12 protein-coding genes are annotated in these 14,421 nt (G+C 73.7%); 4 read left to right on the forward strand and 8 right to left on the reverse strand.

Annotated elements, in window-relative coordinates; genetic code table 11:
* The first annotated feature begins 7 nt into the window (after positions 1–7).
* Entirely contained in the window at positions 8–1,351 is a 1,344-nt protein-coding gene (locus tag ACFYXA_RS02990; RefSeq protein WP_351092960.1) for a cytochrome P450, read from the forward strand.
* 294 nt (positions 1,352–1,645) lie between these two features.
* The gene (locus ACFYXA_RS02995) at positions 1,646–2,827 is read left to right on the forward strand and encodes a tryptophan dimethylallyltransferase family protein (protein ID WP_389027687.1); all 1,182 of its coding nucleotides are present in this window, start codon (positions 1,646–1,648) and stop codon (positions 2,825–2,827) included.
* A gap of 68 nt (positions 2,828–2,895) precedes the next feature.
* Here the strand turns inward: ACFYXA_RS02995 and ACFYXA_RS03000 are convergent, their stop codons facing one another.
* From ACFYXA_RS03000 to ACFYXA_RS03035, 8 genes are all read right to left on the reverse strand, one after another.
* Positions 2,896–4,182, reverse strand: coding sequence for a flavin-containing monooxygenase (locus ACFYXA_RS03000; RefSeq protein ID WP_389027689.1), 1,287 nt, complete (start codon positions 4,180–4,182; stop codon positions 2,896–2,898).
* A 132-nt stretch (positions 4,183–4,314) separates the two neighbouring features.
* On the reverse strand, positions 4,315–5,013 hold the full coding sequence (locus ACFYXA_RS03005) for a GntR family transcriptional regulator (protein WP_389027691.1): 699 nt from the start codon (positions 5,011–5,013) through the stop codon (positions 4,315–4,317).
* Positions 5,010–6,011, reverse strand: a complete 1,002-nt coding sequence (locus tag ACFYXA_RS03010; RefSeq protein WP_351092967.1) for a proline racemase family protein — start codon at positions 6,009–6,011, stop codon at positions 5,010–5,012. Before ACFYXA_RS03010 ends, ACFYXA_RS03005 begins: the two co-directional genes overlap by 4 nt.
* A gap of 25 nt (positions 6,012–6,036) precedes the next feature.
* Positions 6,037–6,933: a dihydrodipicolinate synthase family protein gene (locus ACFYXA_RS03015; RefSeq protein ID WP_389027694.1), complete on the reverse strand. Its 897-nt coding sequence runs from the start codon at positions 6,931–6,933 to the stop codon at positions 6,037–6,039.
* Between the two features lie 95 nt (positions 6,934–7,028).
* The gene (locus ACFYXA_RS03020; RefSeq protein WP_389027696.1) at positions 7,029–8,456 is read right to left on the reverse strand and encodes an FAD-dependent oxidoreductase; all 1,428 of its coding nucleotides are present in this window, start codon (positions 8,454–8,456) and stop codon (positions 7,029–7,031) included.
* Positions 8,449–8,748 (reverse strand): (2Fe-2S)-binding protein, encoded by a 300-nt coding sequence (locus ACFYXA_RS03025; protein WP_352250144.1) that lies wholly within the window; start codon positions 8,746–8,748, stop codon positions 8,449–8,451. The genes ACFYXA_RS03020 and ACFYXA_RS03025 overlap by 8 nt, the downstream gene beginning before the upstream one ends.
* Positions 8,745–9,899 (reverse strand): NAD(P)/FAD-dependent oxidoreductase, encoded by a 1,155-nt coding sequence (locus tag ACFYXA_RS03030; RefSeq protein WP_389027699.1) that lies wholly within the window; start codon positions 9,897–9,899, stop codon positions 8,745–8,747. The genes ACFYXA_RS03025 and ACFYXA_RS03030 overlap by 4 nt, the downstream gene beginning before the upstream one ends.
* A 60-nt stretch (positions 9,900–9,959) precedes the next feature.
* On the reverse strand, positions 9,960–10,892 hold the full coding sequence (locus ACFYXA_RS03035; protein WP_352250140.1) for a hypothetical protein: 933 nt from the start codon (positions 10,890–10,892) through the stop codon (positions 9,960–9,962).
* Between the two features lie 314 nt (positions 10,893–11,206).
* Between ACFYXA_RS03035 and ACFYXA_RS03040 the strand changes: the two genes are divergently transcribed.
* Complete coding sequence (locus ACFYXA_RS03040) at positions 11,207–11,935, forward strand: DNA polymerase beta superfamily protein (RefSeq protein ID WP_389027702.1); 729 nt, start codon at positions 11,207–11,209, stop codon at positions 11,933–11,935.
* Positions 11,936–12,294: 359 nt separating this feature from the next.
* Positions 12,295–14,340, forward strand: a complete 2,046-nt coding sequence (gene fusA, locus ACFYXA_RS03045) for an elongation factor G (protein WP_389027704.1) — start codon at positions 12,295–12,297, stop codon at positions 14,338–14,340.
* Positions 14,341–14,421: the final 81 nt, after the last annotated feature.

Consider the following 14,421-nt stretch of genomic DNA (forward strand, 5'->3'; position numbering starts at 1 on the left):
GCAACACATGGACCGACCCACCGCTCCGGCGCCCCCGCCCGGGTGCCCGGCGCACAACAGCGGCGGCGCAGTGCCGCTGCACGGGCCGGAGTTCGCCGCCGACCCGCAGGCGTACTACGCCTACCTGCGGCACTTCGGGCCCACCGCGCCCGTCGAGCTCGCCCCCGGCGTCGAGGCCACCCTCGTCACCGACTACGCCACCGCGCTGCACCTCCTGCAGGACTCGGCCTCGTTCCGCAAGGACTCCCGCCGCTGGCGTGACTTCAACGACGGCAAGATCGCCCCGGACAGCCCCGTGGTGCCCCTCCTGTCGTACCGGCCGAACTGCATGTTCAGCGACGGCGCCGAACACCTGAGGCTGCGTCAGGCGATCACGGACAGCATGGCGCGCATCGACTCGCGCCGGCTGAGCCAGTCCACCGAGCGGATCTCCGACTTCCTCATCTCCCAGTTCAGCGCCCGCGGTTCGGCCGACCTGGTCGGCGGCTACGCCCGGCAGCTGCCGCTGTTCGTGTTCAACGAGCTGTTCGGCTGCACCGCCGACATCGGCGACCGCGTGTTCTTCGGCATCTCCGGCATGTTCGACGGGGTCAACGCCGAGAAGGCGATCGCCGTGCTGTTCGAGGCGGTCGGCGAGCTGATCGCGCTCAAGCGGGCCAAGCCCGGCGACGACGTCACCTCCTGGCTGATGCAGCATCAGTCCGCGCTCACCGACGAGGAGATGGTCCACCAGCTGGCCCTGCTGCTCGGGGCGGGCGCCGAGGCGCTGGTCAACCTCATCGGCAACACCCTGCACCGGCTGCTCACCGACGACCGGTACGCCTACAAGGGCGGACTGATCGAGGAGGCGCTGGACGACACGCTGTGGGAGAACCCGCCGATGACGAACTACGCGGCCCACTACCCGGTGGCCGACATGGAGTTCGCCGGCCAGAAGCTCTCGGCGGGCGACCTGGTGCTGGTGAGCTTCGCCGCCGCCAACACCGGCCCGGCGCTGACGGCGGCCCGCCAGGCGGGCAGCAACCGGGCGCACCTGGCGTGGAGCGCGGGCCCGCACGCCTGCCCCTCCAAGGACCCCGCCCGGCACATCGCCGTCGCCGCCATCGAGAACCTGCTCAACCAGCTGCCGGACGTCGAACTCTCCGTTCCCGAGGACAGTCTGACGTGGCGTCCGGGGGCGTTCAGTCGCGGTCTGACCACTCTGCCCGCGCGGTTCACCCCGGTCCAGCCGGTGCGCCGGCCGGCCGCGCAGACCCGCACGGAGGCGCCCTCGGCTCCCAGGGCGGGCACCGGCCGCAGGGGTGAACGAGGAGGCATGTGGAGCCAGTTCCTCAACTGGCTGACGAAGTGATTCACACGACATCCACAGCCTTCCCGACAACTGCATGAAGTTTCAACGGCGAGGGTAGTGAGCAACGCGGAACCCGTGTTGCTCACGAGAAGAAGGAGGTGTCGTGGACCTCATGTGCCTCGACGCCGAAGCCGTCAGACCCGACGCCGGACGGCCCCAGCCCGCGCCCCACATAACCTGGGGGCGCGTCGCCGCCCCCACCCGCCGGGCTCAACTCCACACGCAGGACAGCAAGATACCCGCCCCGACCGGCGGGTATCTTCATGCCCGCCCCCTCGCCCACGGGGAGGCGCGGTGACCGCCCCCACGCTCGACGAGTCCCGTGGCACGGACACTTCTACGCTCGGCTCCCTCACCTCCGCCCAACTCGCCCGCCTGTGCCGCGTCGCCGGGCTGAGCCCCGTCGACGCGAAGACCTACGCCGCCGTGCTCGCCGAGGCGCTGGGACCGGTCGCCGAGCGGCCGCTGCACCTTCCGCCGCCCTCGCGGACCTTCCTCTCCGACGACCACACGCCGGTCGAGTACTCGCTCTCCTTCCTCCCGGACGGCGCCTGCGCCCTGCGCGTCCTCGTCGAACCCGGCTGCGCGGCCCCCGACCTGGCGCGAAACGGCCGCGTCGGACTCGACGTCATCCGCGACATGGCCTACCGCTGGGGCTTCTCCACCGACCGGCTCGACGAGCTGGAGGACCTCTTCCTGCCGCCCGCGCCGCAGGGAGCCCTCGCCCTGTGGTGCGCCCTGGAGCTGCGCCCCGGCGGCGTTCCCATGCTGAAGGTGTACCTGAACCCGGCCGCCAACGGGGCCGAGCACTGCGCCGAGACGGTGCGCGAGGCCCTGGACCGGCTCGGTCACGGGCAGGCGTTCGCCTCACTGCCCCCGGCCGACGGCTACCCGTTCCTCGCCCTGGACCTGGGCGACTGGGAGAGCCCGCGGGTCAAGGTCTACCTGCGTCACGACCGCCTCTCCGTCGCCGAGGCGGCCGGCCTGTCCCGGATGGACGCCGGTCCCGGCCCGGCGGAGATCGAGCGGTTCCTGCGCACGGCTTCGGGACTCGGGGAGAGCGTCTTCGGCGGCGACCTCTTAGACGTCTTCGAGACCGGCCCCGACGGAGAGGAACGGCTCACCGGCCGTCCCGTCCTGACATGTCATGCCTTCACCAAAACGAGCGTCGGACGTCCCACCGGCTTCACCCTCCACGTCCCCGTCCGGGACTACGCGGCGCACGACGGCGAGTCCCTCTCCCGGGCCACCGAGCTCCTGCGCGCCTACGGCATGGACCCCGCTCCGCTGCCCAGGGCCCTGGCCGCCGTCACCTCGCGTCCCCTGAAGGACGGGGTGGGACTCGTCGCCTACCTGGCGCTGGCCCACCAGCAGGGTCGCCCCCCGCGCGTGACCACGTACATCTCCTCGGAGGCGTACGACGTCCGCCCGCCCGCCGCCCCCCGCCCCGTCACCGCCGCCACGGCGACCGGCTGACGCACGCAGCGCAGGGCCCGGAGGGGAGCCGTACACCGCCGCACCGCTCCCCTCACCGCCTCACCCCCTCACACCTCGCCCAGCTCCCGCAGGTAGGGCTCCACGTTGACCTGGATCGACGCGCCCTCCGTCTGGCCGTACTGGCCGGCGATGCCCGCGAGGTGGGTGGCGATCTCCTTGTGCATGACCTCCGGTTCGGGGAGGACGGCGTCGCCCGTGACGAGGCGCGCGATCCACCGCGACTGGGCCTCCACGAGCCGGGTGATGGAGCCCAACGGCCTTACCAGGCCCACGAAGTAGAGCCCGGGCCGGTCGGCGGCCACGACCCGCTTGTACAGCTCGACCGACCCCTGCGGGCCGACGGGGCAGCCGGCCGGCAGGAACGGGAAGGACATGCGGTAGCCGGTGCAGTGGACGACGGCGTCGGCCCGCTCCGAGGTGCCGTCGGCGAAGACCACCCGGTCGCCGTCGAAACGCTCGATCGCGGGCTTGGGCGTGATCGCGCCGTGGCGGATACGGCTGAGGAGCTCGTCCGAGATGGTGACGGCCGAGGCGAAGAGCGGGTGGTCGGGCTCGGGCAGCCCGTAGTCGGCGAGCCGGCCGCGGATGACGAGCAGCGCCTGCTCGACGAAACGCCGTTGCTCGGCCAGGGACATGGCGGACCACCAGGGCGCGCGGGCGATCTCGTCCAGAGGCATCCCGAACAGCTGCTTGGGCAGGACGTGCAGCCCGCGGCGCACGGAGAGCAGGGTCCGCGCGGCGTGCCGGGAGAGGTCCGCGGCGATGTCCACCGCCGACGCGCCGAGCCCCACGACGACGACGTCTTGGCCCGCGAACTCGGCGCCGTCGTGGTAGTCGAGGGCGTGCAGGATCCGGCCGGTGAACGTGGCGGAGCCGGGCGGCGGAGCGGGCAGGGACGGCTCGGAGTTGTGCCCCGACGCGACGACCACGTGGGTGAAGCTCCGCGAGGCGCGCGCGCCGCCGGCGTCGAGGCTGTCGACGGTCCACGTCCCGTCCTCCTCCTGCCGTACGGACTCCACGGTCGTCCCCGTCTCGACGTGGTCCAGGACGCCGGCCCACTCGGCGAAGGAGCGCAGGTACGCGGCGACGTCGCTGTGGCGGGGGTAGGTGGGGTAGGAGGCCGGCATCGGGAAACCGGCGTAACCGGTCAGGTCCTTGGCGGTGTTGAGGTGCAGCGACAGATAGCCCGGGCCGCGCTCCCCGGCCTGCGGCCGCCGCCAGATGCCGCCGACGTCGGGCGCCTGCTCCAGGCAGACGAACTCGATGCCCGCGGACTTGAGCGCGTGTGCCGTCGCCAGCCCCGACAGACCCGCACCGATGAGACACACACGCACGACTTCCCCCACTGGAACGACACCGCCTTCACCGGACACGCGCAGTGCCTGCCCATCCCCTGTCTACAGCAACCCGCGAGAAAGATCACAGGAGTTGGGGGTGGCGGCCGGGGAGCGGGGCGATTCGCGCGGTCAGGACTCTGCGGACGCCCACATGCCCCGTACATGTCCCAGGTGCCGTGTCATGACCTCGCGCACGGCCCGTTCGTCCCGGGCGATCAACGCGTCCAGCAGCTCCAGGTGTTCCTCCGCCGAGGCCGGCAGACGGCCCGACGCGGAGAGCGAGGTCAGGCCGTACAGCCGGGCCCGGCCGCGCAGGTCGCGGACCACCTCGACCAGGTGGGCGTTGCCGGCGAGGGCGAGCAGGCCCAGATGGAAGCGGGTGTCGGCCTCGACGTAGGCGATGAGGTCGCCCGCCGCGGCCGCTGCGACGATCTCCCGGGCGGCCGGACGCAGGGCCTCCAGCGCCACCGGGTCGGCGCTCGTCGCCAGCGCGGCCACCGTGGGGATCTCGATGAGCGCCCGGACGTGCGTGTACTCGTCGAGCTGCCGCTCGGAGACGTCGGTGACCCGGAACCCCTTGTTGGGGACCGCGTCGACCAGGCCCTCCTTGGCGAGGTCGAGCAGCGCCTCCCGCACGGGCGTCGCCGACACGCCGAACCGGGCGGCCAGCGCCGGCGCCGAGTACACCTGACCGGGACGCAGTTCGCCGGCGATCAGCGCCGCCCGCAGCGCCTCGGCGACCCGCTCGCGGTAGCTGCTGCGACGCCCCCCGAGCACGGGCAGCCGCGGTGCGGCGGGATCTGCGGCGCCGGAGGCCCCGCCGGTCACAGCACGAACCCGGCGGGGAACGGGTCGGTCGGATCCAGCAGGTACTGGGCCGTGCCGGTGATCCAGGCGCGGCCCGTGAAGCTGGGCAGCACCGCCGGACGCCCGGCCACCTCCGTCGTCCCGAGCAGCCGCCCGGTGAACCGCGTGCCGATGAACGACTCGTTCACGAACTCGGTGTGCAGGGGGAGTTCACCGCGCGCGTGCAGTTGCGCCATGCGCGCGCTGGTCCCCGTACCGCAGGGCGAGCGGTCGAACCAGCCCGGGTGGATGGCCATCGCGTGCCGGGAGTGACGGGCGGTGGCGCCGGGCGCGTAGAGGTGCACATGGTGGCAGCCCCGGATCGACGGGTCCTCCGGATGCACCGGCTCCGCCTCGGAGTTGATCGCCTCCATCAACGCCAGCCCGGCCCGCAGGATGTCGTCCTTGCGTGCCCGGTCGAAGGGCAGCCCGAACTCCTCCAGCGGAAGGATCGCGTAGAAGTTCCCGCCGTACGCGAGGTCGTAGGTCACCGTACGACCGTCGGCCAGCGTCGCCTTCCTGTCCAGGCCGACGGCGAAGGAGGGCACGTTGCGCAGCGTCACCGCGCGGGCCGCCCCGTCCTCGACCGCCACCTCGGCGACGACCGGTCCCGCCGGGGTGTCCAGACGGATGGTGGTCACCGGCTCGACGACCTCCACCATGCCCGTCTCGACGAGCACGGTCGCCACCCCGATCGTGCCGTGACCGCACATCGGCAGATAGCCGGAGACCTCGATGTAGACCACGCCCCAGTCGCAGTCCGCCCGGGTGGGCGGCTGGAGGACCGCACCGCTCATCGCCGAGTGGCCGCGCGGCTCGTTCATCAGCAACTGCTTGATGTCGTCCCGGTGTTCACGGAAGTACAACCGCCGCTCGTTCATCGTGGCCCCGGGGATCGTGCCGATCCCGCCGGTGATCACCCGGGTGGGCATGCCCTCGGTGTGCGAGTCGACGGCGTGCAGGACGAGTCTGCTGCGCATGGGAACTCCCCTCTGGGAACGGCGGTCAAGCGAGCCCGGCGGCGACGGCCTTCTCGGTGGCCGCCCGTACGGCCGCCTCCTGCTCCGGCGGCAGCGGGACCCGCGGCGGCCGGCAGGGGCCGCCGTACCGGCCCACGACGTCCATCGACATCTTGATGGCCTGCACGAACTCCACCCGTGAGTCCCAGCGCAGCAGCGGGTGCAGCTGCCGGTACAGGGGCAGCGCCGCGGTGAGGTCCCCGGCCACGGCCGACCGGTACAGCTCGACCGAGGCGCGGGGGAGCGCGTTGGGGTACCCGGCCACCCAGCCCTTCGCCCCGGCCACCGCCAGCTCCAGCAGCACATCGTCCGCGCCGATCAGCAAGTCGAGTTCCGGGGCGAGTTCGGCGATGCGGTAGGCGCGGCGCACATCGCCCGAGAACTCCTTCACCCCGTGGATCAGTCCCTCCCCGTGCAGCCGGGCGAGAAGTTCGGGCACGAGGTCGACCTTGGTGTCGATCGGGTTGTTGTACGCCACCACGGGCAGGCCCGCCTTCGCCACCTCGGCGTAGTGCGCCACCACCGACCGCTCTTCGGCGCGGTAGGCGTTGGGCGGCAGCAGCATCACCGCCGCGCAGCCCGCCTTCCGCGCCTGTTCGGCCCAGCGGCGCGCCTCCGCCGAGCCGTACGCGGCCACGCCGGGCATCACCCGCTCCCCGCCGACGGCGGCGACCGCGGTCTCCACCACCTTCGCGCGCTCCTCGGGCGTGAGCACCTGGTACTCGCCGAGCGAGCCGTTCGGCACGACGCCGTCGCACCCGTTGGCGACGAGCCAGGCGCAGTGCTCGGCGTAGCGGTCGTGGTCGACGCGGAGGTCGTCGTCGAGGGGAAGCGCGGTGGCGACGAGGACGCCGCGCCAGGGGCGGGCGGTCGGGGCGGTCATACGGAGGCCTCTCTTCTCGGTCGGGACTGCACGGGCTCGCCGATCGGGCTGCGGTCGGGACTGCACGGGCGCGCCGATCGGGCGGCGGCGAAGGGTCATCCGGGCGGTGGCGCCGTACCGTCCGGCGGGACCGCGCGGGGCGGCGGCGCGGCGAGGACTCCGAGGGGCACCGGGCGGGCCAACGGGCGTCTCGCGGGCGTGAGTCCGCAGCCGGCGACGCCCGCGACCCCGGGCTCGCACATCCTGCCCTGACACCAGCCCATGCCCGCCCTGGTCAGCAGCTTCACGGTGCGCAGGTCGCCCGCGCCGAGCGAGCCGACGGCCTCGCGGACCGCGCCGGCGGTCACCTCCTCGCACCGGCACACGACCGTCGCGTCGGTCACGGACTCCTCCCACCGCACGGGCGCCGCGTACGCGCCCGCCAACTCCGCCGCGAAGGACCGCTGCCGAGCGCGTGCCCGGGCGGGCGCGGCCCGTCCCCGGAGGTCGGGGGCGGCGCGTTGGAGCCGGGCGGCGGCGGACCGTCCGGCGAGGTGGCCCTCGGCGAGGGACAGGGCCGCGCCGCCGACGCCCGTGGCCTCCCCGGCGGCCCAGACACCGGGGACGTCGGTGCGCTGCTCGTCGTCAACGTGGACGTTCGGCCCGTCGAGACGGCAGCCGAGCCCTTCGGCGAGGTCGGTGTGGGGGAGCAGTCCGTGGCCGACGGCGAGGGTGTCGCAGGGCAGCCGCCGCCCGGAACCGGGCAAGGCCCGTCCCGAGGAGTCGAGTCGGGCGACGGTGACGGCCTCCAGGCGATTTCGGCCGTGCGCCTCCAGCACGGCGTGCCGCGTCATCACCGGCACGCGCCGGGACGCGAGCCGGACCGCGTATCCGGCCGCCTCGACGAGCTTGGCGGCCTGGCCGCCCAGCGCGCGGGCCCGGCGGGCGAAGTCCTTCGGGTCGGCCGACTCGACCAGGCCCACGACCCGGGCGCCGGCCGTCGCGAGGCCGGTGGCGACGGGCAGCAACAGGGGGCCGGTCCCGGCCACGACCGCCGTACGGCCGGGCAGCACGAGCCCGCCCTTCAGCATGGCCTGGGCGCCGCCCGCGGTGACCACGCCGGGCAGGGTCCACCCCGGGAACGGCAGGACCTTCTCGTAGGCGCCCGTCGCCAGCAGCACCCCGTCCGCGCGGACGGCGACCGACTCCTCCTGCCGTACGCCGACCAGCGCGTGCACCTCGAAGCCGGCCGACTGCCGCTCCACGCACCACACATGATGGTCACTCAGATGCGTGACGCGTCCGGCGGCGATGTGGGCGGAGAGCCCTTCGCGCAGGCGCTCCCAGGTGCCCCATTGGTGGTGCAGCGCCTGCGGGCGGCGGGCGCCGAGCGCGCGGGCGGGCTGCCGGTAGTACTGCCCGCCCGCCTCGGCCGCGGAGTCGACCAGCACCACCTGGACGCCCCGGGCGGCGGCCGCGAGCACGGCGGCGAGCCCGGCCGGTCCGGCCCCGATCACCGCGAGCACCACGGCGCGTTCAGCCATCGTGACCCGTCCCCTCCTGCGTGCGGATGTCCGCGCCCGGCAAGGCCGGTGTCACACACGCCCGTTGACCCGGGCGGCCGTCCACGGTCACCAGGCAGTCGAAGCACACGCCGATCCCGCAGAACACACCACGGGGCCGCCCCTCACGGCGGGTCGTGCGCCACGAGGTGACGCCCGCCGACCACAGGGCCGCCGCGATCGTCTGTCCCGGCAGCGCCTCCACGACCCGGCCGTCGAAGGTCACGGTGAACGGGGCGCCGGGCCGGGCCCGGACCAGATCCAGCGGGTTCACGAGGCGGCCTCCTCTGCGAAGCGGTCGGGGCGGAACGGCGCCAGGTCCAGGGTGGGCGCCTTCCCGGTCATCACCTGGGCGATCAACCGCCCGGTGGCGGGGGCGAGTCCGATCCCCGCGCCCTCATGACCGCAGGCGTGGAAGAGGCCGGGAACGCGCGGGTCCGGTCCGACGGCGGGCAGGTGGTCCGGCATGTAGGGGCGGAAGCCGAGATAGGTCCGCATCGCCCTGACGTCGGCGAGGAACGGGAAGAGGCGGGTCGCGCCCGCCGCCAGCGCCCGCACCACGGGGAGGGAGAAGGACCGGTCGAACCCGACCCGTTCACGGCTCGCGCCGATCAGCACGGGCCCTGCCGCGGTGCCCTCGACGACCGGCGAGGTCTGGAGCGCGGCCGAGTCGCTGGCGACGTCGGCCACGTAGTCGGCGGCGTACACCTTGTGCCGGACGCGGGGCGGCAGCGGCTCGGTGACCAGGACGAAGCCGCGGCGGGGGAGCACGGGCAGTCCGACGCCCGCGAGCGCGGCGACCTCGCCGCCCCAGGTGCCGGCCGCGTTCACCACGACCGGCGCGAGGAGATCGCCACCGTCCGTCCCGACGCCGCGTACGCCTCCGTCAGGGCCGCGCAGCACCCGCGTCACCGTCCTGCCGGTCTCCAGCCGGGCCCCCGACGCCCGCAGCAGATGGGCCGCCGCCAGGGTCGGCATGACCTGCGCGTCCTGCGGATACAGCACGCCGCCCGCCAGGCCCGCCGCCAACCAAGGTTCCAGGTCCGTGAGTTCACCGGCATCGACCTCGGTCGCCCGCACCCCCGCAGCCCGCTGCCCGGCCGCCAGTTCCTTGAGGGCCGTCAGCGCCTCGGGCGTGGAGGCGACGACCAGGCCGCCCTTCGGCTCGTACTCCACCGCCGCGCCCAGCTCTTCGGCCAGCTCACCCCACAACTTCAGGGAGAAAAAAGCCAGTTCGAGTTCCGGGCCGGGCTCCTTGTCGGAGACGAGGAGGTTCCCCTCGCCCGCTCCCGTCGTACCGCCGGCCACCGGACCCCGGTCCACCACGACGACGTCCAGGCCGGCGCGCGCCGCGTAGAACGCGCAGGCGGCGCCGACCATGCCGGCGCCCACGACCACGACGTCACCCCTGGGATGGTTGGTCACGCCAGTAATATGTCACATGGTTCCGCGCGCCGGAATGCCTCAGAGACTCGAAGCGAGGGGTCAGTTGATCCCGCTCGGAGTGGACTGCGGGCTGCGGCCGGCCAGCACGTCCTGAAGTCGCGGGGTGCCCTGCTGGACCGCGGCCACCGTGCTGTCGTGATCGACGCCGGCGAGTCCGCCGTTGGTGACCGTGATGGCGTCGGCGCCGATCCGGACCACGGCGACGTCCAGAGTGAGTGTGACGGGGTCGCCGTCCGACGTCCCCTTCATGGTCATCGTCAGCGCCTTGACGTCGTCGCCCACCTTGGGCACCGAGGCCTCGACGACCTGCACGGTACGGTCACCGCCGTCGCGGCCCGTCACGGTGAACTGGTCGCAGTCGTCGGGCAGGGAACCCAGCCAGTCCATCGACTTCTCCAGGTCGGCCTGGTCGTAGGCGGCGACCTGGTACAGCAGCCGGGACTGCCCCTGCTGGAATCCTCTGAGCGCCGACGCGCCGGACGGGTCGCCCAGCAGGTCCTCGTCGTAGAGCGTGTCGATGAGGCGCTGGCACTGGGAGGCGTCCGCCTTGCCCGAGATGAAGTCGTTCACGTCCACCTGGCCGATGAGGAGGGAGTCGCGCCAGTCCTGCGCGTCGTCCACCTGGTTCCAGTCGTCCTCCAGGTCGGCCTCGGTGATCAGCGCGGTCTCCGCGCCGGACTGGGTGAGGCTCGCGGCGGGCGACGGGCTCCCGGACTGCTTGCCCGACGGCGTGCCGGTGGCCGTCGGGCTGGTCTGCCGGGCGATCGGCTGCTCGGCGACGGGCCGCTCCGCCACGGCGGAGGCCGCGGTGTCCGACTCGGCCGTCGTGTCGTCGCCGCCGCTGGAGCAGGCCGCCGTGACCAGCAGCGCCCCGGCGGCGAGGGCGCCGGTCAGAAGACGGGCGGGACGGGCCGCTCGGGCCGCGCTCCGGTGGGACCGGTGTGACGGACGGGACGGGCGAGAGGTGGTCACAGGTGCCTCCTGGAGACGGAACGGGTGCCGGACGCGTCCGCGCGCGCCGGGCGCGGCGGCTGCCCCCCTGCCCTCCCACCGCACCACCGGCCCGGCCGCGTCACCAGCGCACTGGGTCATCCGGGTGACGGAAAGCGCCCGGGGCGGGCCCGGGCGCTTTGGCGTGGACGTTCGCCGGGGCAGCCGCCGTCCCGGCGCGTAAATGCCAGGTGGACGGGCCCGTCGCCAGGGCATCATGTCGGTTCCGTCGCCCGCCGCTCCGGCCCGCCGTTCACGTCCGGGCCGGGGCGGCCGATCACCACCCGGGGGCTCCCATGACCGTCCAGAGCGGGACCGTCCACGACGTGACCGTCCCGAACGTCCTGTTGTCCGGCGTCGTCGGCTCGACCGCCTACGGACTCGCGCACGCGGGATCCGACGTGGACCGGCTCGGCATGTTCGCGGCCCCCACCGAGGAACTGCTCGGCCTGCACGGCCCGAAGGAGTCCCACGTCAGCACGGCGCCCGACCGCACCCTGCACGAGGCCGCCAAGTGGTGCCGGCTCGCCCTCGGCGGCAACCCGACCGTCATGGAACTCGTCTGGCTGCCCGACGACCTGTACGAGGCACGCACCCCGCTCGGCGACGAACTCATCGCCATCCGCGGGACGTTCCTCAGCGCACGCCGGATCCGCGACGCCTATCTCGGTTACGCCACCCAGCAGTTCCGCAAGCTGCAGAACCGCAACGGCGCGGCGGGACCCGGCGCCGACAGCTCCGCCACCGGCAGACGCACCGCCAAGCACGCCCGGCACCTCAAGCGACTGTGCGAACAGGGCTACCAGCTGTACGCGACAGGCGAGTTGACCATACGCGTCGACGACCCGGACGGCTTCCACCGCTTCGGCGAGCAGGTGGCCGCCGACCCCGAGGCGGCGCTGCCGCTGCTGCGCCGGTACGAGGAGGCGTTCACGGAGACGCGCAGCGCCCTGCCCGAACACCCCGACGACAGGGCGGCCGACGCCTGGCTGCGCCGCGTGCGGCGGCACTTCTACGCGGCCTGAGAGAGCGGAGGACGGGCGCGGAAAACCCCGTGCGGGGCCCGCCCGTCCCTCCCTACACTCGCCACACACCACGCGTCCGCCCCGGCGAGGGCGAGCGCGTCACCAGGACGAAGACGAACAAGCGAGGGGAGCCGGCCATGCGTGAGCGCACCGCTGCCGTCGTTCCCCCCTCCCGCTTCGAGGTGATCCTCGTGTCCCCGTCCGTCCGGTGCCCGCTGCGCGGCCGGCACCGGACGGCCTGACGGGACCGTCGCTCCAAACCCTTCGCACCGGAACACTTCTGTCGGTGCGTCAGCACCACGTCCCTCAGGCGAATCGCGCTGCCCGTTCTCCCGGAACACCCTGAAAGGCCAAGGGCCGTGCGCAACAACCTCGACCGTCACCTCGCCGCCGTGCGCAACCTGGGCATCCTCGCCCACGTCGACGCCGGCAAGACCACCGTCACCGAGCGGATCCTGTACGCCACCGGGACCACGCACAAGCGCGGCGAGGTCCACGACGGCACCACCGTCACCGACTTCGACCCCCAGGAACGCGACCGCGGCATCACCATCTTCGCGGCGGCCGTCAGCTGCGCCTGGCGGGACCATCGCGTCAACCTGATCGACACCCCGGGGCACGTCGACTTCGCCGACGAGGTGGAGCGTTCGCTGCGGGTGCTCGACGGGGCGGTCGCGGTGTTCGACGCCGTCGCGGGCGTGGAGCCGCAGAGCGAGTCGGTGTGGCGGCAGGCCGACCGGCACGGCGTGCCGAGGATCGCGTTCGTCAACAAGCTGGACCGCGCGGGCGCCGACCTCGACGCCGCCGTGGCGTCGATCCGCGAGCGCCTGCACCCCGTACCGCTGGTGGTCCAGCTGCCGATCGGCGCGGAAGACGCTTTCACCGGTGTCGTCGACCTGCTCCGCATGCGTGCGCTGACCTGGGAGGACGGCGCGGAAACGATGACCGAGGGGCCCGTCCCCGAGGCACTGCGGGAGGAGGCGCTGCGCCGGCGGCGGCTGCTGGAGGAGGCGGTGGCGGAACGGCATCCGGCCGCGCTGGAGGAGTTCTGCGACCGGGAGACGCTCTCGGCGGGCACGCTGTCCTCGGCCCTGCGCGACCTGACGCGCACCGGTGACGGTGTGGTCGTGCTGTGCGGCTCGGCCTACCGCAACCGAGGCGTCGAACCGCTGCTCGACGCCGTCGTCGACTACCTGCCCTCACCCCTGGACGTGCCCGCCGTGCACGGTACCCACGACGGGGCCGACGAGCGGAGGCCCGCGGACCCGGGCGCGCCGTTCGCGGCCCTCGCGTTCAAGGTCAGCGCCACGAGCACCGGCCGGCTCACCTACGTGCGGGTGTACTCCGGCACGATCGGGAAGGGAGACACCGCGTGGGACGCGACCGCTGGGCGCACCGAACGCATCGGCCGCATCCTGCGCGTCCAGGCCGACCGGCACGCCCAACTGGAGCGGGCGGTCGCCGGGGACATCGTGGCCGTGGTGGGCCTGAAGTCGGCGCGGGCCGGCTCCACGCTGTGCGCGCCGGACGCCCCGCTCGTCCTGGAGCCGCCCGGCGTCGCCGACCCGGTCGTCTCGGTGGCGGTCGAGCCGCGCCGGAGCACGGACACCGAACGGCTGGTCACGGCCCTGGCCCGGCTGGCCGAGGAGGACCCGTCGCTGACGGTCCGCACCGACGCCGAGACCGGCCAGACGGTGCTGTCCGGCATGGGTGAACTGCACCTGGAGGTCGCCGTGGAGAAGATCCGTCGCGCCCTCGGGCTGGAGATCAACGTCGGCCGTCCACGCGTCACTTACCGCGAGACGGTGGCGCGCGGAGTGTCCGGTCTGGTCTTCCGGCACGTCAAACAGGACGGCGGTGCGGGCCAGTTCGCGCATGTCGTGCTCGATGTGGAGCCGCTGGAGGACGGGTTCGACTTCCGGTCCGCCGTCGTGGGCGGGCGGGTGCCGCAGGAGTACGTCCGCGCGGTCGACGCCGGCTGCCGTGACGCGCTCGCCGAGGGTCCCCTCGGCGGGCACACGGTGACCGGGCTGCGCGTCACCCTGACCGACGGCGCCACCCATGTGAAGGACTCCTCCGAGATGGCCTTCCGCACGGCGGGCCGGCTCGCCCTGAGGGAAGCCCTGCGCGGCTGCGTGATGCGGTTGCTGGAGCCGGTCGTCGAGGTCACGGTGACCGTGCCCGAGGACGCGGTCGGCGGGGTTCTCGGCGACCTCGCGGCCCGCCGCGGCCGGGTCACCGACTCGCAGGTCCGCGGGGGAGCGGCCGTGGTGACCGCGACCGTGCCGCTGGCCGAACTGTTCGGCTACGCGACGCGCCTGCGCAGCCGCACCCAGGGCCGCGGCACCTTCACGGCCCGCCCCACGGGCTACGCCCCGGCGCCGACGGTGGCGGCTACGCCGTAGCCGGTGAAGGGGGCGGTGCCGAGCCGGGAACGGTTCGGCACCGCCCCCGCGACGAGGGCCGAGCCCCCGAGCGGTCCGTAC

It is taken from the genome of Streptomyces sp. NPDC002566 (assembly GCF_042889585.1).
Taxonomy (GTDB): domain Bacteria; phylum Actinomycetota; class Actinomycetes; order Streptomycetales; family Streptomycetaceae; genus Streptomyces.

What these genes read in the sequence shown, in the direction of transcription:
- ACFYXA_RS03040 (WP_389027702.1), top strand. Translation starts at nt 11,207, where the DNA reads ATGACCGTCCAGAGCGGGACCGTCCACGACGTGACCGTCCCGAACGTC.
- ACFYXA_RS03020 (WP_389027696.1), bottom strand. Translation starts at nt 8,456, where the DNA reads ATGGCTGAACGCGCCGTGGTGCTCGCGGTGATCGGGGCCGGACCGGCC.
- ACFYXA_RS03015 (WP_389027694.1), bottom strand. Translation starts at nt 6,933, where the DNA reads ATGACCGCCCCGACCGCCCGCCCCTGGCGCGGCGTCCTCGTCGCCACC.
- ACFYXA_RS02990 (WP_351092960.1), top strand. Translation starts at nt 8, where the DNA reads ATGGACCGACCCACCGCTCCGGCGCCCCCGCCCGGGTGCCCGGCGCAC.
- ACFYXA_RS03010 (WP_351092967.1), bottom strand. Translation starts at nt 6,011, where the DNA reads ATGCGCAGCAGACTCGTCCTGCACGCCGTCGACTCGCACACCGAGGGC.